Source organism: Aquimarina amphilecti (assembly GCF_900109375.1).
Taxonomy (GTDB): Bacteria; Bacteroidota; Bacteroidia; order Flavobacteriales; family Flavobacteriaceae; genus Aquimarina; species Aquimarina amphilecti.
The window spans coordinates 182019-207092 of sequence record NZ_FOAB01000005.1 but is presented as its reverse complement, the minus strand read 5'-3'; the positions used below and the strand labels follow the sequence as shown (position 1 = coordinate 207092).

Annotated in this window: 20 protein-coding genes; 11 read left to right on the top strand and 9 right to left on the bottom strand. The window is 32.4% G+C overall.

Annotated features, from left to right (window positions below; all coding sequences use genetic code 11):
* Positions 1–48 precede the first annotated feature (48 nt).
* The 3 genes from BMY33_RS14430 to BMY33_RS14420 all read right to left on the bottom strand — a co-directional run bounded on the left by BMY33_RS14430 (position 49) and on the right by BMY33_RS14420 (position 4704).
* On the bottom strand, positions 49–1212 hold the full coding sequence (locus BMY33_RS14430) for a formimidoylglutamase (protein ID WP_091409847.1): 1164 nt from the start codon (positions 1210–1212) through the stop codon (positions 49–51).
* 9 nt (positions 1213–1221) lie between these two features.
* A complete protein-coding gene (gene topA, locus BMY33_RS14425; protein ID WP_091409845.1) occupies positions 1222–3723 on the bottom strand; it encodes a type I DNA topoisomerase in 2502 nt (833 codons plus the stop codon).
* Between the two features lie 198 nt (positions 3724–3921).
* Complete coding sequence (locus BMY33_RS14420; RefSeq protein ID WP_091409842.1) at positions 3922–4704, bottom strand: hypothetical protein; 783 nt, start codon at positions 4702–4704, stop codon at positions 3922–3924.
* A 139-nt stretch (positions 4705–4843) separates the two neighbouring features.
* Here BMY33_RS14420 and miaB point away from each other — a divergent pair, with 139 nt between their 5' ends.
* The 7 genes from miaB to groL all read left to right on the top strand — a co-directional run bounded on the left by miaB (position 4844) and on the right by groL (position 11568).
* Positions 4844–6289 carry a tRNA (N6-isopentenyl adenosine(37)-C2)-methylthiotransferase MiaB gene (gene miaB / locus BMY33_RS14415; protein ID WP_091409840.1) on the top strand — a complete coding sequence of 482 codons (1446 nt, stop codon included), beginning with the start codon at positions 4844–4846 and terminating at the stop codon, positions 6287–6289.
* A gap of 37 nt (positions 6290–6326) precedes the next feature.
* Complete coding sequence (locus BMY33_RS14410; RefSeq protein ID WP_091409837.1) at positions 6327–7589, top strand: sigma-54 interaction domain-containing protein; 1263 nt, start codon at positions 6327–6329, stop codon at positions 7587–7589.
* 36 nt (positions 7590–7625) lie between these two features.
* Positions 7626–8129 (top strand): LptE family protein, encoded by a 504-nt coding sequence (locus BMY33_RS14405; protein ID WP_244543029.1) that lies wholly within the window; start codon positions 7626–7628, stop codon positions 8127–8129.
* Positions 8130–8147: 18 nt separating this feature from the next.
* Positions 8148–9083: a hypothetical protein gene (locus BMY33_RS14400; RefSeq protein ID WP_091409836.1), complete on the top strand. Its 936-nt coding sequence runs from the start codon at positions 8148–8150 to the stop codon at positions 9081–9083.
* A 9-nt stretch (positions 9084–9092) separates the two neighbouring features.
* On the top strand, positions 9093–9425 hold the full coding sequence (secG, locus tag BMY33_RS14395; RefSeq protein ID WP_091409833.1) for a preprotein translocase subunit SecG: 333 nt from the start codon (positions 9093–9095) through the stop codon (positions 9423–9425).
* Positions 9426–9574: 149 nt separating this feature from the next.
* Complete coding sequence (locus tag BMY33_RS14390) at positions 9575–9850, top strand: co-chaperone GroES (protein WP_091409830.1); 276 nt, start codon at positions 9575–9577, stop codon at positions 9848–9850.
* 80 nt (positions 9851–9930) lie between these two features.
* The gene (groL, locus tag BMY33_RS14385) at positions 9931–11568 is read left to right on the top strand and encodes a chaperonin GroEL (RefSeq protein WP_091409828.1); all 1638 of its coding nucleotides are present in this window, start codon (positions 9931–9933) and stop codon (positions 11566–11568) included.
* 162 nt (positions 11569–11730) lie between these two features.
* Here the strand turns inward: groL and BMY33_RS14380 are convergent, their stop codons facing one another.
* The 5 genes from BMY33_RS14380 to BMY33_RS14360 form a co-directional block, all read right to left on the bottom strand.
* Entirely contained in the window at positions 11731–12483 is a 753-nt protein-coding gene (locus tag BMY33_RS14380; protein WP_091409825.1) for a hypothetical protein, read from the bottom strand.
* A gap of 111 nt (positions 12484–12594) precedes the next feature.
* The gene (locus BMY33_RS14375; protein ID WP_091409822.1) at positions 12595–13518 is read right to left on the bottom strand and encodes a hypothetical protein; all 924 of its coding nucleotides are present in this window, start codon (positions 13516–13518) and stop codon (positions 12595–12597) included.
* A 122-nt stretch (positions 13519–13640) separates the two neighbouring features.
* Positions 13641–14435, bottom strand: a complete 795-nt coding sequence (locus BMY33_RS14370) for a hypothetical protein (protein WP_091409820.1) — start codon at positions 14433–14435, stop codon at positions 13641–13643.
* 490 nt (positions 14436–14925) lie between these two features.
* Positions 14926–15744: a tetratricopeptide repeat protein gene (locus BMY33_RS14365; RefSeq protein ID WP_091409817.1), complete on the bottom strand. Its 819-nt coding sequence runs from the start codon at positions 15742–15744 to the stop codon at positions 14926–14928.
* Positions 15745–15751: 7 nt separating this feature from the next.
* Complete coding sequence (locus tag BMY33_RS14360) at positions 15752–16321, bottom strand: RNA polymerase sigma factor (protein WP_244543028.1); 570 nt, start codon at positions 16319–16321, stop codon at positions 15752–15754.
* 174 nt (positions 16322–16495) lie between these two features.
* On the opposite strand from BMY33_RS14360, the gene BMY33_RS14355 reads away from it, so the two are divergent.
* The 3 genes from BMY33_RS14355 to BMY33_RS14345 all read left to right on the top strand — a co-directional run bounded on the left by BMY33_RS14355 (position 16496) and on the right by BMY33_RS14345 (position 21689).
* Positions 16496–17767, top strand: a complete 1272-nt coding sequence (locus BMY33_RS14355; RefSeq protein ID WP_170837083.1) for a S8 family serine peptidase — start codon at positions 16496–16498, stop codon at positions 17765–17767.
* A gap of 118 nt (positions 17768–17885) precedes the next feature.
* Complete coding sequence (locus BMY33_RS14350) at positions 17886–20657, top strand: CHAT domain-containing protein (protein WP_091409811.1); 2772 nt, start codon at positions 17886–17888, stop codon at positions 20655–20657.
* A 261-nt stretch (positions 20658–20918) separates the two neighbouring features.
* A complete protein-coding gene (locus tag BMY33_RS14345) occupies positions 20919–21689 on the top strand; it encodes a hypothetical protein (protein ID WP_091409809.1) in 771 nt (256 codons plus the stop codon).
* A 20-nt stretch (positions 21690–21709) separates the two neighbouring features.
* Here BMY33_RS14345 and BMY33_RS14340 read toward each other — a convergent pair whose 3' ends face one another.
* Positions 21710–23191, bottom strand: a complete 1482-nt coding sequence (locus BMY33_RS14340) for a helix-turn-helix domain-containing protein (protein ID WP_244543038.1) — start codon at positions 23189–23191, stop codon at positions 21710–21712.
* 119 nt (positions 23192–23310) lie between these two features.
* Between BMY33_RS14340 and aceB the strand changes: the two genes are divergently transcribed.
* Complete coding sequence (gene aceB / locus BMY33_RS14335) at positions 23311–24909, top strand: malate synthase A (RefSeq protein WP_091409807.1); 1599 nt, start codon at positions 23311–23313, stop codon at positions 24907–24909.
* Positions 24910–25074: the final 165 nt, after the last annotated feature.

Below are 25074 nucleotides of genomic sequence, written 5' to 3'. Positions count from 1 at the left end.
AAAACAATTTTTTTCCAAAAAAAACCTTAAATCTCCCTAATAAAAATGTTAAACTTCGTTTTTTCGTTTTGCCTTATACCATCTTTCAGGTATTTCTTGATTACAAGCACGCTCATAATCGTTGTATGTGCAAGGTAATAACGTGTGTCTTTTCAATTTATTATTTCCAGATGAAATAAATGGTATTTCTATCCACCATCTTTCCGTTTTAGGACTCTTATAAAATGAAAGAACCTCATCTTCAATTGGCACATTATAGTGAAGTGTCCCTGATTGGTTTTTGATATCCAGTTCATTAGACCTATAATTTACTCCTTCAACAAAATACCATAATATTTGCGCAATCAATAAAGCCGTAGTCTCTTCGTGTTTAAAATTTTTAAATTCATATACTCCAAAACTTTTTACTTTATCACTAATACCAGCATATCTTGCTATAGCACAAATTTCTCTTCCGTTAAATCCATTTGGTGAAGCATATTTATAATCAAGACATGTGGAACTCATAGCTCCAAGATCGACAGCTACAATATCTGCATCACGCATAATAGGCTCTACAATAGTTACATCGGATGTAACTTCTCCTAACCTATATGCATCAAAATATAATTTTTCAATAAGATCTATCTCTTCTTGTGAATTGAAATAAGTCTGATACCCTATATTACTATAATTAAAAAGATTATAGGGTTGCTCAACAATAATTTTACCAACGAAAGAATTATTTTTTATTGGCTGAGAAGTATTCCCTAAATCAAATCTACTATCTACATTCACCAAATTAACCATCCTTTCTAGAATATCAAAAGCACGGTATTGACCATACACAAGATCTTGACTTCCTCCTATGATTAGAGGTATAACATTTTTTTGAAGAAGAGTTGACAGGACATCTTTCATCAGAAAATAAGTATCACTCACTTCCTCTCCTGGAATAATATCTCCAAGATCTACAATCGAAGTATCCCAATTACCTGGAAAAAGATCATAAAATGATTTACGAATGGTATCAAAATAAAGGTCTTCTCCTAAAAAATTAATATCATTCCTGTTTTCTCTAACACCGATAATTGCAATATCCATTTTATCTAACTCTGGCACTCCATATTCAGAGGTATGAATATTAATTTGTTTACCTAGTGCTTGATCAGGAAGTAAAGCAACATGCGCAGCCACCATTTCACTAACTGGCGAAAGAAATTCTAACGACATATCCTAAGCTTATTTCTTTTTAGTAGTTTTTTTTGCGGTTTTCTTCTTTGCAGCAGTCTTTTTCTTAGGAGCATTCTTTTCGATAAGATCTTGCACTTTTTCTAAAGTAAGCTTAGTAGCATCCACAGTTTTAGGTAATTCAATTTTGACTTTACCTTTAATAATATTACTTCGTCCCCATCTTGCTTTCTCAACTCTAATACCTTCTTCCTCCCAATTATGGATTACTTTATCAATTTCTTTCTGCTTCTTTTCCTCGATAAGCTGAATTATATCTTCATCAGAAAGGTTGTCGAAGTCATATTTTTTATTCACATTGATAAACATGCCTTTCCACTTGATAAATGGTCCAAATCTACCTGTACCTTTTTGCACTGGTAAATCTTCGTAGGTGTATATAGGAGCATCTGCTTTTTCTTTAGCATCAATAAGCTCGATTGCTCTTTCTAAAGAAGTGCTTAACGGATCTTCTCCTTTATCCAAAGAAACGAATTTAGCACCAAATTTAACATATGGCCCAAATCGCCCATTATTAACAGTAACAGTTTCTCCTTTATAATCTCCAAGTTCCTTTGGCAACTGAAATAAGTCCATTGCCTCTTCAAAAGTAACACTACTCAATGTCTGTCCTGGAGCCAAACTAGCAAATCTAGGCTTATCTTCATCTTCAGCTGTACCAATCTGAACCATTGGGCCAAATTTACCCAAACGAACACTTACAGGTTTTCCTGATTCTGGATCTTCTCCCAGAATTCTTTCTCCTACTTCACGCTCCGCATTCTGAGCAACATCTTCTACCCTAGGATGAAACTCATCATAAAACTCCTTCATCACCTGTGTCCAGTCTTCTTGACCCTCAGCAATTTCATCAAAGTCACGTTCAACTTTTGCAGTAAAATTATAATCCAAAATAGAAGAGAAATGATTTACCAAAAAGTCATTAACTACCATACCCACATCAGTAGGAATTAATTTTCCTTTATCGCTACCAACTTTTTCTTTTAGGTTCTTTTCTTTAATCGCATCCCCAGAAAGTGTAATCTGAACATACCCTCTTTCTTCACCCTCCTTAGAACCTTTCTCCACGTAGTTTCTATTCTGAATAGTAGAAATTGTTGGGGCATAAGTAGATGGACGTCCGATACCTAATTCCTCCAATTTTTTTACCAAGGCTGCTTCCGAGTATCTACTTGGTGGTCTTGTAAACCTTTCTGTAGCGGTCACAAAATTATTAAATAAGCTCTCTCCAATTTTCATTGCAGGAAGAATTCCACTTTGTTCTTCATCTTCATCATCATTTCCTTCTAGATACACTTTCAGGAAACCTTCAAATTTGATTACCTCTCCGTTAGCAACAAATTGCTCATTATGAGAGTTAGAACCTATTTTTACATTTGTTCTTTCTAATTTTGCATCACTCATCTGAGATGCTATTGCTCTCTTCCAGATTAATTCATACAAACGTTGTTGATCATGATCAACTGGAACAGTATGTCTAGCAAAATCTGTTGGCCTTATTGCTTCGTGAGCTTCTTGAGCTCCTTTTGATTTACCCTTATACTGTTTAGGATTACTATATTCATCTCCATAAGCAGAAATAATTTCTGCCTTTGCACTATTTTGTGCTTCCGTAGATAGATTAACACTATCTGTTCTCATATATGTGATTAACCCGGCTTCATATAAACGTTGCGCCATAGTCATCGTTTTACTAACAGAAAAATATAATTTTCTAGACGCTTCTTGTTGTAATGTAGATGTTGTAAACGGCGGAGCAGGTGATTTTTTTGCTGGTTTAGTAGTAAGATCCGCTACCTGAAATCCTGCACCTAAATTCTTTTGCAAAAATGCCTCAGCCTCAGCTTTAGTTTTGAAATTCTTAGGCAATTTTGCTTTAAAAGACTTTCCATTTTCATTAGAAAATTCGGCATCAATACGATACGAAGCTACAGGTGCAAAACCAATTATATCGCGTTCTCTTTCTACAATTAATCGAACAGATACAGATTGCACTCTACCGGCCGATAACCCTCCTTTTACTTTCCTCCATAATACGGGAGATAATTCGTACCCCACTAATCGATCCAATACTCTTCTGGCCTGTTGCGCATTTACCAGATTATAATCTATGCTTCTAGGGTTCTCTATTGCTTTAAGTATAGCTTTCTTAGTAATTTCATGAAAAACAATACGACGGGTTCTCTCCTTGTCTAATTTCAACTCCTCCGCTAAATGCCATGCAATAGCTTCTCCCTCTCGATCCTCATCACTAGCTAGCCAAACCATCTCAGCTTTTTTAGAAAGATCTTTTAGTTTCTTAACTACATCTTTCTTATCCTTAGAAACGATATATTTAGGCTTAAAACCTTCTTCTACATCCACCCCAAGTTCTTTCGCTGGTAAATCAGCAATATGTCCGAAACTGGAAGCCACTTTATAATCTTTTCCCAGAAACTTTTCTATTGTCTTTGCCTTAGCTGGTGACTCCACAATCACTAAATTCTTAGCCATAATCCTTTTTTTTCATCTGTTGATAATTAATGTCTATTAGTTTACAGATGGAATCTCTAATAAACATTTTTAGTTGGTAGCTACACAGCCACGAAGGCTTTTTCCGAGAACAAAAGTATATCAATTTTTCGAGATCAAAATTTTTTCTCAGAAATTATAATAAAAAAACCTGCACATTAGCAGGTTTAATTTTACTTTTTATTCGACAAGCGCACTCCAGCCTTCTGATTCATTTTCATTTTCGAAACCTACACCGTCTTTATATAAATAATATATTGGCAAATACACAAAGGAAGCTGTAAAGAAGATTCCAATAAAACATAATACCATCCCTACAATCTGCGATAAAATTGATGAAATAAAAATTAATCCAAACGCTACTAACCAAACTTTATTCCCGAATTTAAAACTTGCTTTGATTAAATCCGACGTACCTATATCTGGATTAAAAGCAAAAATAGCTCCTAACAACTGCAACGGAACTATCACATAAAAAAGAGGAAGATAACATAATGAAGCTGCTAATAACGCTATACCAAATGTAGCTATCGCAAGCGTAAAGATTTTACCTAAATATTTTCCTTTAAAAAACATAAAGTAATTAGTAGTCTCAGGAACTCCCATGTCCACTTGCTTACAAACTCTATAAAAATGAGCCGTAATGGCCAATTGAAATGCCGAAGCTACCATAGATATTATTACCACTAATATTACAAATAAAATCAACATCCCTAAAGAAAGATCTTCTTGAACATACCCATAATCTCCGTAACTATTTTCTAATCCTGCTAATCCCGCTATCGCAAAAATCGGTATATACATTACAATAATTAATGGAATTAACACAACCACAGAAATTAACAAATGAATAAATCCCTGCAACCAAACTTTCTTAAAAAGCTCTATACTTTTATTAAAAATATTTCCAAAATCTACAGGATTACTATTTTCTATTTTTTCAAAGAGCTGATTGGAATTCATAGTATCAATTGATTTAGTTAATTAGTCATCTCAAATATAAATATTTAAACAAATATAACACTGCCACTTTGTCATATATTGTTTTAAAGAGTATCTTTGCACACTATTTGAGTTCAATCAGAAAGGATATTATTATTACATGGAGAAGATTATTGATGAAAACATTCAGGGACAAACACTGTCTTTAGATAATAAAGAAGGAAACACCAGAAAACTTTTTATTGAAAGTTATGGGTGTCAAATGAACTTTAGTGATAGCGAAATTGTTGCTTCAATTTTAGCTAAAGAAGGATTTAACACCACCCAGAACCTTGAAGATGCGGATTTAGTTCTTGTAAACACTTGCTCTATTCGTGAAAAAGCAGAATTGACCGTTAGAAAACGTTTAGAAAAATATAATGCAGTAAAAAGGATAAATCCCGGAATGAAAGTAGGCGTTCTAGGCTGTATGGCAGAACGTTTAAAAAGTAAATTCTTGGAAGAAGAAAAAATTGTAGATCTTGTCGTAGGACCAGATGCTTACAAAGATCTTCCTAATCTGATTGAAGAAGTTGATGCAGGACGAAATGCGGTTAATGTAGTATTATCAAAAGAAGAAACATATGGAGACATTTCTCCAGTACGTTTACAAAGCAATGGAGTATCCGCCTTCGTATCCATTACTAGAGGTTGTGACAACATGTGTACTTTTTGTGTAGTACCATTTACACGAGGTAGAGAACGAAGCCGTGATCCTCAAAGTATTATAAAAGAAATAGATGACCTAGTAACCAATAATTTTAAAGAAATTACACTACTTGGTCAAAATGTAGATAGTTATTTATGGTACGGTGGCGGTCTAAAAAAAGATTTTGATAAGGCTAGTGATTTACAAAAAGCTACTGCTACGGATTTTGCAAAGCTTTTGGATTTGGTAGCAGATAAATACCCTAAATTACGTATACGCTTCTCTACATCAAATCCTCAGGATATGACATTAGATGTAATTGAAGTAATGGCTAGACATAAAAATATTTGCAAACACATCCATCTACCTATACAAAGTGGTAGTGATCGTATTCTTAAAGAAATGAATCGTTTACACACCCGTCAAGAATACATTGAATTAGTGAATAATATAAAACGTATTATCCCCGATTGTTCTATAACCCAAGATATGATTATTGGTTTTCCTACTGAGACAGAAGAAGACCATCAGGATACATTATCTTTATTAGAGCATATAAAATATGAACATGGATATATGTATGCTTATTCTGAAAGACCGGGAACGTTAGCTGAAAGAAAGCTAGAAGATGATGTCCCAGAAGAAGTTAAAAAAAGAAGACTCTCAGAAGTAATTGCTTTACAACGGATACATTGTGCCTATAGACACGAATCCTATATCGGACAAACTTTTGAAGTTCTAATTGAAAAAGAATCTAAAAAATCTGATCAACATTGGAGTGGAAGAACCACAAAGAATATAGTTGCTATTTTCCCAAAAGGGAATTATAAAATAGGGGATTTTATAATGGTACGCATTGACGAATGTACAAGTGCCACATTACTAGGAGAAGCCGTTGGGTATTCCGATAACAATTAAATTTAACATACAAAACATATTAATATAGCGCTACTAAATGGAATCAGTTCAAGCCACAAAACAACGATTCGGGATTATAGGAAATGATCCTAAACTAAACCGTTCTATAGAAAAAGCTATTCAGGTAGCTCCTACAGACATATCAGTTCTAGTTACCGGAGAAAGTGGTGTTGGTAAAGAAAGTATTCCCAAAATTATTCATTCATTATCACATAGAAAACATGGCAAATATATTGCCGTTAACTGTGGTGCTATTCCAGAAGGAACTATCGACAGTGAATTATTTGGTCATGAGAAAGGAGCCTTTACAGGAGCCACTTCGACTAGAAGTGGGTATTTTGAGGTAGCGGATGGCGGAACTATATTCCTCGATGAAGTTGGGGAATTACCGCTAACAACACAAGTAAGATTGTTACGGGTTTTAGAAAACGGAGAATTCATTAAAGTAGGATCTTCAAAAGTTCAAAAAACAGATGTACGTATTGTGGCTGCGACAAATGTAAATATGTTTGAAGCTATAAAAAAAGAGAGGTTTCGAGAAGACCTATATTATCGATTAAGCACGGTAGAAATCCTATTACCTCCCTTACGAGATCGTGAGCAAGATATACATCTTTTATTCAGGAAATTTGCTTCCGATTTTGCCACCAAGTATAAGATGCCTACTATTAGACTAGAAGAAGACGCCACCAAGCTATTAGAAAAATATCACTGGAGCGGTAATATCAGGCAATTGCGCAACATCGCTGAGCAAATATCAGTCCTTGAACAAAACAGGACGATATCTGCCAATACATTACGAGGGTATCTACCTAATATAGGAAGTAATTTGCCTGCTGTAGTATCTTCTGACAAAAAAGATAGCGATTTTAGTAACGAAAGAGAGATCTTGTACAAAGTGCTTTTTGATATGAAAAATGACCTTAATGATCTCAAAAAGCTAACCATGGAACTAATGCAGAGTGGAAACTCTCAGCAAGTACAAAAAGAAAACGAAGGCTTAATCAGGAAGATCTATCGAGAGGACAAAGAGGAAGAAGCGATACCTTTTGAAGAGCCTATTACACCAACAACAGAAGTTTTACAAATAACTCCTTCTGAAACGATTAAAAAAGACGAAGACAAATATCATTTTGCAGAAGAAATTGAAGAGGAAGAAACTCTTTCTTTACATGATAAAGAGCTAGAATTAATCAAAAAATCTCTAGAACGTCATCGTGGAAAACGAAAAGCTGCTGCAGAAGAATTGGGAATCAGTGAGCGTACCCTATACAGAAAGATTAAGCAATATGATCTTTAAAAAAGAGAATAAACACACAATTAAAAAAATATAAAATTGGTACACAAAATTAAATATACCATCATAGCAATCATTGGAATTATCATAATTCAGGGATGTGGAGCATATTCTTTTAGTGGAATAAATACTACAGCAACAACATTTCAGGTAGGCTTTTTCCAAAACCAAGCTTCTATCATTATACCAGGAATTGATCAAACTTTCACTAATCAGCTACAAGATTTAATTCTAAATCAAACTAACTTAGATTTAGTAACCTCTAATGGAGATATTGCTTACGAAGGAGAAATTGTTCAATACTATGTTGCTCCAACCAATGCTACATCAGCAAACACTGCTGCACAGAACAGACTTACCATTGCTGTAAATGTTCGTTTCTATGATATAAAAAATCCTAAAGAAGATTTAGAACAACGTTTTTCCTTCTTTTTTGATTACCCTGCTTCGCAAGCAGAAACAGCAGTAAGAGATGAAGCCGTACAAATTATCTATGACAGAATTACTCAAGATATACTAAATGCTACATTAGCGAAGTGGTAAAATTTTAAATTACATTTTTTGAATATTAAAGAACTTACATATCTATTCCAAAATCCTTCAACGATAAACAAGGAACAAACAGAAAATTTAGAGAAAATCGTTCAAGAGTTTCCCTACTTTCAGTCAGTAAGATCTTTACTCTTAAAAGGGTTAAAAGAAGATGAGAATTTCAGATACAATCAAGAATTAAAAACTACAGCTGCATATACAACTGACAGAGCTATTTTATTTGATTTTATTACTTCTGAACTTTTTAATAGTAATATCGAAACATTAAATACGGAAAAGAAAACTAATAGTGATATCGATGTTGTAGACCCTCAAGAAATTAAGGTACTTGAAAGGATTTCTATAGACGATGCCGTGTCTATGAACATGGAGGAAGCAGAAGAAGTACTAGATCCTTCTTTATTTTCATCTAAAGATGAAGACACCTCTAATAATATTACGATTGCAGAAGCAATCATAGAGCAATCCGAGAAGAATAATTCAACCGAAGAGATTACAATTCAAAACGAATTAGAAATAGACAAGCCTTTTGATTTTAACAAAAGAGAAGCTCATTCTTTTGCAGAATGGTTAAAACTTTCATCCATACAACCCATTAACAGAGAAGCAGAAGAAAAAAATCAAACTCAAAATAAAGAGAACGATGGTGAACTCGAAAAATCTTCTGATCAAGAACACAAATTTAACCTTATCGATGATTTTATTGCTAACAACCCAAAGATCAAACCTGCTGAAAAAAACGCTCCATCTCGTAACTTAGCTAATGAACACACGGTAACTCCTGATGAGCTAATGACGGAGACTTTAGCTAGAGTTTATTTAGCTCAAAAAAAATACAAAAAAGCAATTCAGGCATATAAAATATTAATTTTGAAAAATCCCGAAAAAAGTGGTTTCTTTGCAGACCAAATTCGAGCGATAAAAAAAATACAAGAAAATAAATAACAATATATAATGACAACGTTTTCAATCTTTTTAATACTAATCGTAGTTGTATCATTTTTACTAGTTGTAGTAATTATGGTTCAGAATCCTAAAGGAGGAGGTTTATCATCTTCTTTTGGTGGAGGTGGAACACAACAATTAGGCGGTGTAAAAAAAACCACAGATTTCTTAGATAAAAGTACCTGGGCACTAGCAACGCTATTATTAGTGCTTATCCTTTTATCTAATGTAGACTTAATGGATGGCGGAACAAGCCTAGACCCAACAGTTGACACCAATGATGTAGAATTGATTCAGGATGCACCTGCTGCTCCTGCAACAGATGACACACCTGAAGAATAAATTAGTTTATGAAACTAAGATACAATGCCGACTTGTCATACAGTCGGCATTTTTTGTTTCAATTTGTCAGTATCAAGTCACTGGCATAATTTCTGAAATGCATAGCATCAAATAATTCATTTTAATTTAAAAATATAAAACCAATAATAATGGGAGTAAATATTAAACCTCTTTCGGATCGTGTGGTTATTGAGCCACTTCCAGCGGAAACGCAAACGGCATCAGGATTATACATCCCTGATTCAGCACAAGAAAAGCAACAAAAAGGTAAAGTAGCTGCTGTAGGTGGCGGTAAAAAAGATCACGAGATGACTGTAAAAGTTGGTGACACTGTACTTTATGGAAAATATTCTGGTACTGAATTAAAATTAGACGGTAACGATTATTTAATAATGCGTGAGGATGATATCCTTGCAATCGTTTAACACTCAATCAAAACACAAATCTAAATTTTTGATACTCCTGAAGTAAGTCAGGAATTCAAGATTAAAAAAATTAAAATATTATGGCTAAAGACATAAAATTTGATATAGAAGCACGTGACGGAATCAAACGTGGTGTGGATGCATTAGCAAATGCAGTAAAAGTAACACTAGGACCTAAAGGTCGAAATGTAATCATTAGCAAATCTTTTGGAGCACCTCAAGTAACTAAAGATGGAGTTTCTGTTGCTAAAGAAGTAGAATTAGAAGACGCTCTAGAAAATATGGGAGCGCAGATGGTAAAAGAAGTAGCTTCTAAAACCAATGATCTTGCAGGAGACGGTACAACTACCGCTACTGTTTTAGCGCAAGCTATCGTAAAAGAAGGTCTTAAAAATGTAGCAGCTGGGGCTAACCCAATGGATCTTAAGCGCGGTATTGACAAAGCAGTTCTTGCAATTACTAAAGATCTAGAAAAGCAAACTAAAGAAGTAGGAAGTTCTTCTGACAAAATCAAACAAGTTGCTGCAATTTCTGCCAATAATGATGAAACAATTGGTGATCTTATTGCTAAAGCTTTTGGAAAAGTAGGAAAAGAAGGAGTTATTACTGTAGAAGAAGCTAAGGGAACTGACACTCATGTAGATGTAGTAGAAGGAATGCAGTTTGACAGAGGATACCTTTCTCCATATTTCGTTACAAATAGCGAAAAAATGACTGCAGATTTAGAAAATCCTTACATTCTTTTATTTGATAAAAAAATATCTGCAATGAAAGATTTATTACCTGTTCTTGAACCAGTTGCTCAAACAGGAAAACCTCTTTTAATTATTGCTGAAGATGTAGATGGAGAAGCGTTAGCAACATTAGTTGTGAACAAACTTCGTGGTGCATTAAAAATTGCTGCTGTAAAAGCTCCTGGTTTTGGAGACAGACGTAAAGCTATGTTAGAAGACATTGCTATTCTAACGGGAGGTACTGTAATTTCTGAAGAAAGAGGATTTACTTTAGAAAATACTACTATCGAACATTTAGGTACTGCAGAAAAAGTTGCTATCGATAAAGATAATACTACTGTAGTTAATGGTGCTGGTGGAGAAGATTTAATCAAAAACAGAGTAAATCAGATCAAATCACAGATTGAAACGACAACCTCTGATTACGATAGAGAAAAACTACAAGAGCGTTTAGCTAAATTAGCTGGTGGTGTTGCTGTATTATATGTAGGTGCTGCTTCTGAAGTAGAAATGAAAGAAAAGAAAGACCGCGTTGATGATGCACTTCACGCTACTCGTGCTGCAGTAGAAGAAGGTATTGTTGCTGGTGGAGGTGTTGCCTTAGTTAGAGCTAAATCTGTTCTAGAAAAAGTAAAAACTGAAAATGCCGATGAAGCTACAGGTATACAAATTGTAAACCGCGCTATAGAAGCTCCATTAAGAACTATTGTAGAAAATGCAGGTGGAGAAGGATCTGTAGTTATCTCTAAAGTTTTAGAAGGTAAAGACGATTTTGGATATGATGCTAAATCTGAAGCATATGTAGATATGCTAAAAGCTGGTATTATCGATCCTAAAAAAGTAACTCGTATCGCTCTAGAAAATGCAGCTTCTGTATCAGGAATGATTCTTACTACGGAGTGCGCATTAATAGACATTAAAGAAGATGCTCCTGCTGGAGGCGGAATGCCACCAATGGGTGGAGGAATGCCTGGAATGATGTAACGGTGAGCCACCGCAAGCTATTCATTTAGCATGTTTATGGAAAACACCAACTATAAAATAATTATTCAGCAAGTTTGTAAATTAATTTGTTGACGTGAATATAAACCCTTGTTTCAAGATTTTGAAACAAGGGTTTATTATTTATTAAAAGGTTTTAATTAATTAGCATGATGTTTTAAATGAGTAGCTATAGCCGTAGCAACATTTTCCAGTTTTAATTTTATGAAAATTAACTTTTATCATCATTGTATGATAAACGGTGGATCCACAGTACGTTGCAGAATTACCGACATTATATAATTTAGTACCTAATAACCTTGACCAAATTCCATAAGTTCCGTTTTTCTTTTTTATATCAAGCTCCAAATATTCTTTTGACTGCGTCTCTGATGTGTAAGTAACGGTTGCACCAATTACGCCTGCAGCTGCGTAAGCATAATTTTTAAAATTTCCAGAGCTTGCTTTTTCCTCATTTTCAAAAGCTGAAGGATAAATAGCAAATGAACTAACATTATCAATGAATCTTTTGTCTTTTATATATATCAAAACCGAGTTTTCAATAGAGTTATCAGGGTTCTCCTCTAAAACTTTCGCTTGAATCGGATTTGAAATTATATTTTTTTCAACTTCTTCAGCGTTATTTAATATAATTTCAAAACTTTCATTATTCAGGCTTTTGGCATTTTCTTGTGTATTTGTAAAAATAACAAGATCTACTTCATTCCCTCTCATATCTTTTACTGTTAAATCCCTACTAAAATTGTAGTTTTTTCCAATTTCAGAATTATCATCTCCTATACTAACAAACTCATTATTAGATATCGAATCCACTTCAGTCACTTCTTCTTTATCACAAGAGATAAATACAATTCCTACTATGGCAAGGAATACTATTCCATAAATTAATTTTTTCATTTTTTAAGTTTTATTTAGTACGTTGTTTCTTTTCTCATTAGATTTTTACTTCTATTACTTATGAAAAAATAAAACTTCAATAAATTATTATTTTGATTTTTTACTATATTATTAGCACCACGAACAACCATTATCAATAAAATCCCAAAAAAAGTCAAAAGTATTCCACCCTCCAAACTCATTTCCGCACCAGCTAATTCTCTGAGAATTTACTGGCCTTCCATCATTAAGAACTCCTTCAAACATAAATATTGATTCATTTTCATATTTATGCCAAACCTGAATAGTTTTACCATCAATAAGGTGTTCTGCATAGGCTGTCCCTGTAAATTTAGCTTCGATAATTTGATATCTTTCTAAATCATTTTCGGTGATATTTAAATCTTTTAAAAAAGCTTCTAAAGATGATTTTCTTCCAACCGCATAATCTTTGGCAAGTATTCTTCCATAATCCTCATGGTAATCTAAAACAATTTCTTTCCCTTCAAAAGGAACTTTTACTTCTCCGTGCTCAAAATTACTTCTATCTACCTCATATACTCCTGCTGGGATAATAATCTCCTGCATTCCTAGATTTCTGCTCACATTACTTCTTAATACAACATCTTCGGTAAGATTAAAATCACGTTCCTCTAAACTTCTTGAAAACACCATGTGCAATCGATCTCCTTCTATACGAAATGCGATCACCCCATTATCTGGGTCATCATTATCATTTAATAAAAGCTTAAAAGCTTGGTTTAATTCACTCACAAAACCTGTACCTGATCCTGAATTATTTAGAGTCCCCCAGCTAATAACAATATCTCCATCTCCATCTGTAAAACATACTCCAGGTCCGGTAGCGCAAGATCCAAAGCTAAATCGCCAATCCATTGCTAAGGCCCAGGGAGCTGTAGCAGCCTGAACACCTGAATGCTTAAGTCTTATTTCTGATTCTTTTTGTTCATTAATTATTTCATCTTCTTTTACACAGGCAAATACTACAGAAAGTATTAAGAGTGTAGTTATAATATAATTTATTTTATTTTTCATCTGTTTATTTGTTATTGTTTTCTAAAGTCAGAGATATTCTGTCTTTAGCATGAGAAAATCACCACATAGTTATTATTATGGCTGATTCTCAAAAAATTATTTATTAGTTTATATGGACTACATTAAAACCAACACCAAGCTCCATAGGAAGAAACCTGATCATTCCAGGATGTTCTCCACCACCACCATCCAGAAAGTGTATACCATTGCAAATTTGGCACTCCAAAAATAGATGTTGTATAATCGTCTATATAAAAATTAAGAGACTTACCTCCGTAACAGATATGCTCTCTAAGTGTTAGATATCCTTTCGTATTAATGGGTATCCCCATTTTTATAGAAGATAAATTATCATTATAGCTAGAACCCACCCAATGATTACCAGTGGCTCTGGTCATAGTTCTTCTCATACCCATCATTTCAGTATCATAATATGCATGCTTATAAAAATAAAAGCTTCCATAACCTAAATAATTAAAACTAGAACAGGCCCCCTTAGTGTTTTGATTTTTGAAATTTCTATCAGGTAATTGACCTTTACTTTCTAAATATCGATTCATCTCCTCATCTGTATCGAAGACCTTTATGGCGATCTCTTTGCTATCCATTACTGGATTTTCAAAAAGTAGTGCTTTTGGGCTGTCCTCTTTACCGAAAACGGCTTTTGCAATATCAACATCGCCAGATGTTTTAATAACATTTCTTTCTTTTTCATTCAGAGTATAAGTCACATTAAACTCCTTTCCCTGATAATGATATCTATGAGAAATATCTACTATTTCTTCATTCTGTTTTACAGTTTCTATTCTTTCACTAGCTTCTAAATTTGTTGTTACTACAGAGTCATCTGTTTCACATCCAAAACTAAAAACTAACAATAAACTGAAGATTATTAATCTTCTAAGGTTTTTTTCCATGATTTGTGATTTTAATAGTATCCCTACTCTTTTAAAGGTTTTTCGGGTTACACCTAATGTACTTTAGTACTGGTTTAGTACTGGATAATCACTGAATTTTATTTTTTTGAATTCAGCATATTATTCAAGCTCTAATTTAGATCGATCTACTATTAAGTGTGGAAATCAATTTTTCATTACCCAAATAAAGAGGAAAAAGTGAATTAATTTTTTTATTCCGTTATAGTTTATTGATATTTTCTCTTTTTTTAGGTCAAGAATGAGGTTCATTCTTTAGTAAAGTGTTTTGAAATTGTATAATTATAATCTTGAAATTTAGAGCAAATGCCTTTAAAGGTTTTATTGCTTTTTAGACGAAATAACCCTTCAGAAAGGAAACTTTATAGCGCTATTCTTTTGAAGGTCTGGAAATAGTAATTTTTTCGCATGATTAAATCGTAGTAACAGATTCTAAAATTCTAGACCTTAAAACTACAGGTTACGAAAAGTATTAATCTAATTGTTTCAATAATTCTCTTGCTTTTGAATAATTGAAATTTTCTTTATTCTTTATCAAAGACAACAACTCTTCTTTTGCTTTAGATATATCTCCTTGCTTTAGATAAACCATAGATTTATACCAATAGGCTCTATTACTATTTAGGCTTTTTTGTTGTAACAATTGATCGAAAATCTGTAATGCATCATTATATTCTTCTAATTCTAGATAAGATGCTCCCAAATACATTAAAGTATGGCTATCCTGCCTCTTACCTTTTTCTATTATATCAATAAAAATAATCTTAGCTTTCTTGTACTCTTCTTTTTTAAACAATTGTTCTCCTTGTAATTCACGATTCTCAACATTCGACTGTTCGGTTGTCGAAAGTAAATTGTTTTCCCAATCAACATATTCTGCATAAAGTGATTCTCCCGATAGTGAATTAAAATTAAAGATCTTTATTGACACAAAAACAATGATTAAGGCAGCAACTAAACCAACTGCATACTTTCTCCATACTTTTCTATGTTTATTTTGATTTTCAAAATATTGACGCCCACCTGATTTAATTTTGGATTCTATATTCGAAATTAACTCACTTCTTTTTAAAGTTTTTATTTTTTCAATTTCTTGTTCATTATTTTCATGACCCCAATCTGGCCATCCTTTTTCCGTAATAGCATAAGGTAACTTTTGATATAACAACACTTCTTCTCTAAACACCTTATCAACCTCCATTCTCTTCTGTATTTCAATATTTTCGGCCTCACTAAGGTTACCTAAATTGTAGTTTATTATCTGATTATAATCTTCTTCTTCGAACTCCATTATCCTTTTACAATTTAAATCGTTTATCCGTTTTTATAAACTTTACTAATTTACTTTTGCATTTAAATATTCGCTGACGAGCTGTATTGATAGTAGCATAAGATAACTCTTCAACAATATTCTCATAGGATACCTTATTAAAAAACAATGCAAGTATTTCTCTACAGTTATCGGATAATAATGCGAATTTTTCCCTATACAGTTCCATTTGTTCGTGCTCTATTAAAAATTGCGCGAAATTTGTGTCCTTATCTATTAGTGTATATCCTTCTTCTTTTATTACCCGTTTTTTTTGATTTTCTAATTCTCTCCTCCACATATTTTTACCTACTGTAAATAAATAGGCCTCAAACGATTGGATATTTATACTTTTTTTCTGAACTCTAATTACAATGTGTAATAATGACTCTTGAAAAATATCCTCTGCAGCAGCATGAGTACCTTTATTAAGCAAAACAAACTGCAATATTTTAGGAAAAAAGCGCTGATATATCTCAGAAATAATAAGATCATCTCCTTTTAATAAAGCTTCTACAAAATAATCTTTAGACAATATTTTCTCTTTGTTATCTATCATAAATACTCTCTATACTAATAGTTTTGCTTCGATATTAAAAAATTTTTTCTGTTATTTCTTTTTAATACATTTCTATAAATAGTAAACCAAAAAATGATACTTATCAAAAAATGGGTAATAATTTTTAGGAATGTGCACTATAAGGTAACAGTAAATATTAAAAAAAAGAAGTACATGAAAAATTTAAAACCTATTTATCTGTTTCTTTTACTAGCTTGCTTGTGGACAGGATGTTCCAAGGAAGGCATTGAAGATACTCAAGAAATAACAGAATTAGTAAGTAAAAATCAATCTCAAAATAACAATAATCAAGTAAACCCTCCTATTCGTTCTAAAAACGAGTTAATTGTATCTTTTAGACCTAATACATCACCAAGTTCCAGAGATACTTTGCGATCAAATTATGGTATAATAAGATACGAAACCTGTAATTGCGGTAACGATAGGATTGAAAAATGGGAGTTCTCCCCTGGTGTTGATGTCGAAGAAAGAACAGGAGATATTGCCCAGGAAACTGATGTAGAAGGTGTTGATTATGAATACCTCTACTCTAATGAAAACATAGCTCCAAATCTATCAATTGCAGAGCCTCACTCTACACTGATTACCAATATGGTTAGATTAAATAACGCTGGTGTTAACATTGCTGTTTTGGATACAGGAATAAATCTGAATATACTTCCAGATACAGGTCGCTTTTTGTATAATTCGAACATAAACATTAATAATTGTACTGAAAATAACACATCAGAGGTTTCAGGATGGGACTTTGTTAACTATGACAATGACCCCTTTGATGAACTAGGACATGGGACAGCTGTTATTAGTAGAATAAAAAATAAATTAGAAAATGAAGGGGTATCAAGTTATAGTATTTTACCCGTAAAGGTTTTCAATCATTTAGGTAAAGGAACTACTTTTAATATACTTTGTGGGTACCTTTACACTGTAAAAAAAGAAAATATTCATCTAATCAATATGAGTTTTGGTTGGTCTGGAGCACCTAGTCATTTATTAAATTTATATGTAAGTGAAAATAATCACATACTACATATCACCTCTGCTGGTAATAGTGACTTGGATAATGATAGTAATCTCCACTATCCATCTTCTATAACAGTTAATAATCTATTAGCTATTGGCAGCTATGAAATACGCACAACTAGAACAGGTCCTATAATTAGGAAATCTAATTTTTCAAATTACGGAAGATATACTGTAGATTATTTATCAAAAGGACAGGATATCTATTTCCAAGATGTAAATGGAATTAATCATCCAATTGCTGGTACTTCTTATGCCGCACCTTTTGTAACCGCAATAGCTGCAAAATATTATGATCTAGGGTATCATATCCCCGAAGAAATTTCTCTTAAAATATGGGAAAATGCAACTATAATAACGAATAATTTTAATGTTTTTTTTGATGATCGAATCATTGAATAACCAAAATAATTAAAACTCACGATTAGATAATCCGAAGTAATAAAACATTACTCCGGATTATTTTTTTTATAATAGAAAGATGGTTATTTTTAAAATGATTCCCGTTTAATTAAACATCATGGATATTATTTCTTTGAATAAAAAAAATCTTCTCTTACTATACTTATTTTCATTATTACTATTTCCTTATTATACTTTCGCCCAACAGAGCGCTATTGAACACTACAAGAGTTTAGAAAATTCTAATATTGATTACTCTGATAAAACTATAGAAATAGAGTCTCTGATTACGTCTTTAGCCGATCAAATAAATTCTATTGAATTAAGTAATCTATATAGTCTTTATAGTAAATTCTGTAATCGCCAAAAAGATTACAAAAAAGCCATTATCAATGCTAAAAAAGCTTTAGAAATACAAATCTCACATATTGACACTTTTCCATCACAGGTAAACAATACCTATAGTAATCTATCAGTTTTTTATATGAAGTCAGGAAAAGAAAAACTATCATTTTCAACTTTAAAAAAGCTAATAACTCTAGATCACAAAGACAAATTTACTATTGCCGCGTATGTAAATGGGTTAAAAAATATTGCAATCAAAAAAGGGGATTATTACCAAGCTTTAGAATATATAAGTGAAGCAGAAAGAATCATACAAATTAAAAAAGACACCATTTTAGATAAAGAATTCTATAGAATTCCTATAGCATATTCTGGTGTATATCTTAATATTGGCGGAGATGAAAACTATACTAAAGCATTACAACATCTAAAAGAAGCAGATTCTCTAAACAAAAAAATGATTACCACTAAAATTGGTATCAAAAATCAAATCATTATTCATAATCGTTTTGGTCAGGTATACACAAAACTAAAGAAACACCACAAAGCTATATTTCATTTAGAGAAAGCACTAACTATAGGTCTAAGGCATACTAAATCTAAATACGACATCGCTAAAATTTACAATAACTTAGGTGTTAATTATTTTAAAAGTAGCCAGCACAAAATCGCTTTTGAAAATTATCAAAAAGCTTTGAGTTACTTTCCTGAATATACAGCTGTCTATGACAATCTTGGGGATTATTATTTGTATTATCAAGATTACAAAAATGCATTACTACACTATCAAAAAGCAATCGATTACACTATTAACATCTTTAAAAATCATAACTATAAACAATTACCCAACAGACAACTCCTAGCAAGTTCTTCTTACAAAACAGAATTACTAAATGATTTAAAAGATAAAGCTAAAGCATGGCTATCTTACTATACTAAATCCGGAGATCAATCTCATCTTTCGAAAGCTTTAGCTACCATAGAATTAGCAGATTATATGGTAGATCTTATACGCTCAGAAAGTACGGTATCTCAATCCCGCTTTTTCTGGAGAGAAAAAGGACTAGATTTATACATACTTGCGACTTCTATTGCTTATCAGCTAAAACAACCTGAAAAAGCATTTTATTTCATGGAAAAAAGCAAATCACTTACCCTTTTAGAAAATCTAACTCATGAAGAAGCAAAAAAAAGAGCTAAACTACCAGATAGTTTGATCTCATTAGAATATGAGCTTAAAAAAAACATATTCCAAATCCGTAAACAAACCAGTAAAAATAGCTCTATAACTGAATCTGATAAAAAACATATGATAGCTAAACAAAAAAAAGCATATCATGCCTTTATCAATTCTCTAGAAAAAGAATACCCTAATTATTATAAGTACAAAAGGAATATCACGATTGCTAAACACTCTGAATGTTTAAAAAAAGCTGCTCAAACTAATACCTCATATATTCAGTATATACTTTCTGATCAAGAAGCTTATGGTTTATTGACTACTCCTAAAGAATCATTTTTTTATAAAATAGATCAACCTCAATTATTACAAAATCAAATTTTAGATATTGGATCTTTACTAAATAAATCTTGGGAAACAGAAGAGGATCAAAATAGATTTCACAAATTATCTACTTCTATTTCTAATCAATTATTCGCTTTTACAGAATCAAATACTCATATAAATTCGGAAAAAATAGTTATTATACCAGATGGGATACTACAATCATTCCCTTTTGAAATATTACAATCGCCAAACACGAAATCTACTGAATTTTCGTATTTAATTAATGATTTCGATATCAGTTATTTGTATTCAATGTCATTAGATAAACAAATCGAGAAAAAAGATAATCAAGCCTCAAAACATATTATGGGAATTGCACCAGTTCATTTTAAATACCTAGGTTTGCCAAGTCTTTATCTGAGCTCTTCAAAATTTAAAAAAATACAAGAAGAAATAGGTGTTGATACATTCTTATATGATGATGCAACAAAAAGTAACTTTATTAATAATAGTGAAAATTACCAAATCCTTCATGTATCATCGCATGCTAATTCTATGAATGCCCAAACACCCTGGATTGCCTTTAGTGATTCTAAATTAACCCTTAATGAATTGTATTTTATACCTAATCAAGCTGATCTAGTAATTCTTGATGCATGCAAAACAGGTATTGGAGAAATTCTACCAGGTGAAGGAGTATCCAGCCTAACAAAAGGCTTCTTCTATTCTGGATCCAAAAGCGTATTATCTTCTTTATGGAATACTAATGAGAAATCAAGTAATGAAATTGTCTTAAATTTTTATAATTATTTAAAAGCGGGTAACGATAAATCAACTGCTCTACGCAAGGCAAAACTTGATTTCATTAAAACACATCAAGGATCAGAAAAATCACCATATTATTGGGCTACTCTCATCATAACAGGCGATCTTCAGCCTATAAATTTTCCAAACTTACCTATTAACTACTTTCCAATTGCCTTTCTTATAGGCTTATTATTTTTTTCTTTTTTTATCTACAAAAAATTAAACACATAACTCAGCACAATACATCAAGATCATTATTCTTATTTTAAAATTAAATCAAAATATTGGAAAATATTTGATCATTTTAATGAAGACATAAAATCTGATTATTAAAAAAAATAAGGATAGTAGTTTCTTTATTTAAAACTAGTATTAATCCTAAGAGATGAACAAAGCTTATAACTAATTTTTCACTATTGTCCCCTTTCCTAAAAACAGTATCTTTGAATTTAAAGAAGATAATTTTAATAAACTTTAATTTTCGATAGTAGCATGCCTAGTCTATATGATGACTTATTTGAAGAAGATGGAAAGCAGACCAAATCTAACAATCAGAAATCTGAACCTATAAACTTTGACAATGATCGTTTTCAAGAGATAGGAAAAGAATCTCTGGATGAGATACTAGCACTAATTAAACAATTTAATTCAAAGGCAGAACCATTTTCTCAATTATTAACTCGCACCAGGGCTGTAGATTACGAAGTCGAAAAAGGAGTATTAGATTTTTTCTTAATTTCTAACGACAAACATGATCAAGGTTCATTAGCCAACGAACGATCGTATTACACAGTACTTCAATCTAAATTCACAGCTATTATAGCACCTATGCGAGACTTAGGGCATATTCATTTACAAACTATCAAACAGTTTAATCGTGATATTGATACTGATTATTACTCCATCCAAAAGACAGATAAACAAGTACAGTCTGATAAAGAAATAGCAATTGATCATATCAATACACAACGAAAAATTCTTGCAGATGCAGCAAACAGCTTATCCATTTTAGAAGAAGCTTTGACCAATACAGAAGATCGACTGCGTATATATATTGATGTAGGGGGCATCAACAATATCTCCAGTTCTGAATGCGAAATTTTAGTACAAAAACGTACTTCCTTAACAAGTGGACAACTACATCACTTTGATTATTCATTTTTCAAAATGAATCTACTAGACAAAACAGCTATCGCTATGGGCGTATACTTAAAAGAAACTACGTCTCAATATTTAAATAAATTAGGGAACGTATTTAATTAACCCCTAAACCATCCTTATAATCAAGAATATTCTTTTACAATATCTGCTACCAATCGAGAGGTCCGTTTAAATTTTTCTTTTGCTAACAATCGTTTTGGCGGTGCTTTTCTAACTTCACAATCCATAATAGAACAAGATTCACAGGTAACTCCGACTTTTACCTTTGGTATTTTAGCATCATTAACAAAACTAATCTTTTTCTCTAAAGATGAAGATATTAAAAACCCAATACCTATACTCCTATAATAATCTTTTCTGAATGGATCTTTAGTAGCTGAAGTAAACACTAGGTATTGTTGATCAGTATCTGCATAATCAGAAATCTGAATATCAAAGGAATAAGATAAATCCTCATTTGCACTATGCTGTAATGTTTTGATAGCCATCCATCTTCTGCAATAATGTTCATTGATCTCATTTGCATGAGGCTGCTGTTGATGAGTAATATGTAATTCCTTAACTAAATTAAACCGCTCCATTCCTTTTTTATGCGTAAACCTTAAAAAGAAAACATTCTGCATTCCAAAATCCTTCGGTAAAATATTAGTCAGACGTTGGTAAAAAGATTCTGGCGAAGCATTATATAACTTCATTATTTTATGAAAGGCTTTTTCTGAGAAACGTTTTGCTCCAAAAAGATCTTTTAGATGCCCCTTTAAATGATTTCTTGGTATAATTAAAGCCCCTGCAAAATAGGAAGCATAAAAATTATGCAATACCTCTTCAAAATTATCATAACGTATCCAAGAAAAAGTATAAGGTCGTTCTTTGATCTCCATATATTGATACCCTAATTCCTTGGCATAAATAAATGTTTTCTGAGGCTCATCCACTCTATCCGACAACAACAATGTTTTTGTAGAAGGAACAAATACTGATCTCAGATTATCCAACTCTTCGTGGTGAGGTATTCCTGATGTATTTATAGTATATCCGTATTCTTCAATTAAGATCTCTTCTAATTCTGCCGCCTTTATTTCGCCAGACAACTCTAATTGATAGGAATTAGCAAATCGTATTGCAGTATCTTCTAAGTCTTTGAAAAAGTTATTATGCGCTTCCTGATAAGATCGCAAAGAAGCTAAATAAAAACCTTCTCTACTCATATTATAATGTTGAGCAATTTCAATGATAGTACTTATAAAAGCATTTACTTTAGAAGGAGCATTGGCAATAATATCTATAAGATCACTTTGCTGAATTCCGAATAACTCTAACGGAATTTCATCAAGAATTCCTGACTGTAAAATCTCTCCAATAGGAGCAAGGTTTTTATCTAATTTTAAGGACACTAGGCTATCGTAAGGTACCTCTAAGGTCTCCGCTAGCTTAATTATTTTATCCGTTTTTGGATATTTTTTTCCTTTTTCTATCTCATTCAAATAAGATTTTGACAATCCACTTAATTTGGATAAACCAAAAAGCGATAAATCTTTATCTGTTCGTATCTGCTTGATTTTCAGACCAAAAATTAATCTAATATATTCTTCTGCTATTGCCATAAAGCCAAAAGTAGGAATTTTTGCGAATATTTTCAAAAACAAAATATTCACATTTAGCGAACGTTCGCTTGTTTTATAAAAAACTTTTTTTTAATATTGTTCACTCAAACGATATAGTTATGGAAACTCAAACAAACCTAAGTCAGAAAATTAGCTTTACTAAAGAGGTGAAAAATTATCATCCAGAGATTCTAACGGATGGTGCTTTAGCTTTTCTTGAAGCTTTGCATAATCGTTTTGACGGAAGACGATTAGCACTTTTAAGAAATAGAGAACAACAGCAACAACTGTTTGATCTAGAAACTTATCCCGCATTTCCGGAAAACACTAAGGAAATTCGCAATAGCGAATGGTCAGCGGCTCCAATTCCTTCAGATCTTCAGGATCGAAGAGTTGAGATAACGGGTCCTGTCGACAGAAAAATGGTCATTAACGCATTAAATTCAGGTGCAAAAACATTTATGGCAGATTTCGAAGACAGTAATGCTCCCTTATGGGAAAACTGTTTACAAGGACAAAAAAACCTTATGGATGCCGTTAATAAAACTATCTCGTTCTATAACCCTAAGAAAGATAAAACCTATCAGTTAAATGAAGAAGTAGCAACATTAATTGTACGCCCTAGGGGATTACATCTTAATGAAAAACATCTTCTCATAGAAAATAATGAGATTAGTGCTTCTTTATTTGATTTTGCTCTGTATGTATTCCATAACAACGAGCAATTAAAAGAAAATGGGACCGCACCTTACTATTACATACCTAAATTAGAACATTTTACAGAAGCAATCTGGTGGAACGATGTGATCGACTTTTCTGAAGAATATCTCGGTCTTGAGCACGCTACTATAAAAGTAACTGTTCTTGTAGAAACGATTACTGCTAGCTTCCAATTAGATGAAATCATCTATGCGTTAAAGGAACATATTGTTGGATTAAATTGCGGAAGATGGGATTATATATTCAGCTATATTAAAAAACTAAGAAACCACAAAGGTTTTGTGGTTCCGGATCGGGCTCAGGTAACTATGACAAGCCCATTTATGGATGCATATAGTAAGAGAGTTATACAAAGATGTCACAAAAGAAACATACTAGCTATAGGCGGTATGGCAGCTCAAATTCCTATCAAAAGTGATGATGAAAGAAACAAACTAGCTTTTGCTAAAGTAAAAGCAGATAAAGAACGTGAAGTAAAAAATGGTCATGATGGAACTTGGGTTGCACATCCAGGATTAGTACCACTAGCAATGCGCGTTTTTGATATGCACATGCAAGAAGCTAATCAATTAGATGTAAAAAGAGATGATGTTATAGTAACTGAAGAAGATCTTTTAGAAATTCCTCAAGGAACTATAACAGAAAAAGGGATCAGAGATAATATCAATGTCGGAATTCATTATATCGCAACTTGGCTAGGGGGTAATGGAGCTGTAGCTTTATATGACCTTATGGAAGATGCCGCTACTGCCGAAATTAGCAGGACCCAAATCTGGCAATGGCTTAAAAACGAGGTAAAATTAGATAATGGATTACGACTTAATTCTAATATGTTTCATATTCTTTTTGAAGATGAATTAAAGACTATAGAAGATCAAGCTGGAAAAACTCTATTTGACAGCGAAAATTATCAAAACGCAGTTCAGATATTTCACAACTTAGTTACGAACGAGAGATTTGAAGAGTTTTTGACAACACAGGCTTATAAATACTTATAGTAAGTAGATTAAAATTAAATGGTTGAGAAGCTTTAAAAGCTACCACACTGCAGTTAAACAATTCTAATTTTTTCCGATTTTATAATTGTGCTCTTACAGCATTCGCTTTTAGCGGATGCTGTTTTTTTTGTAACTTTTAACTACACTTGTAGTCTTATAAAAGTA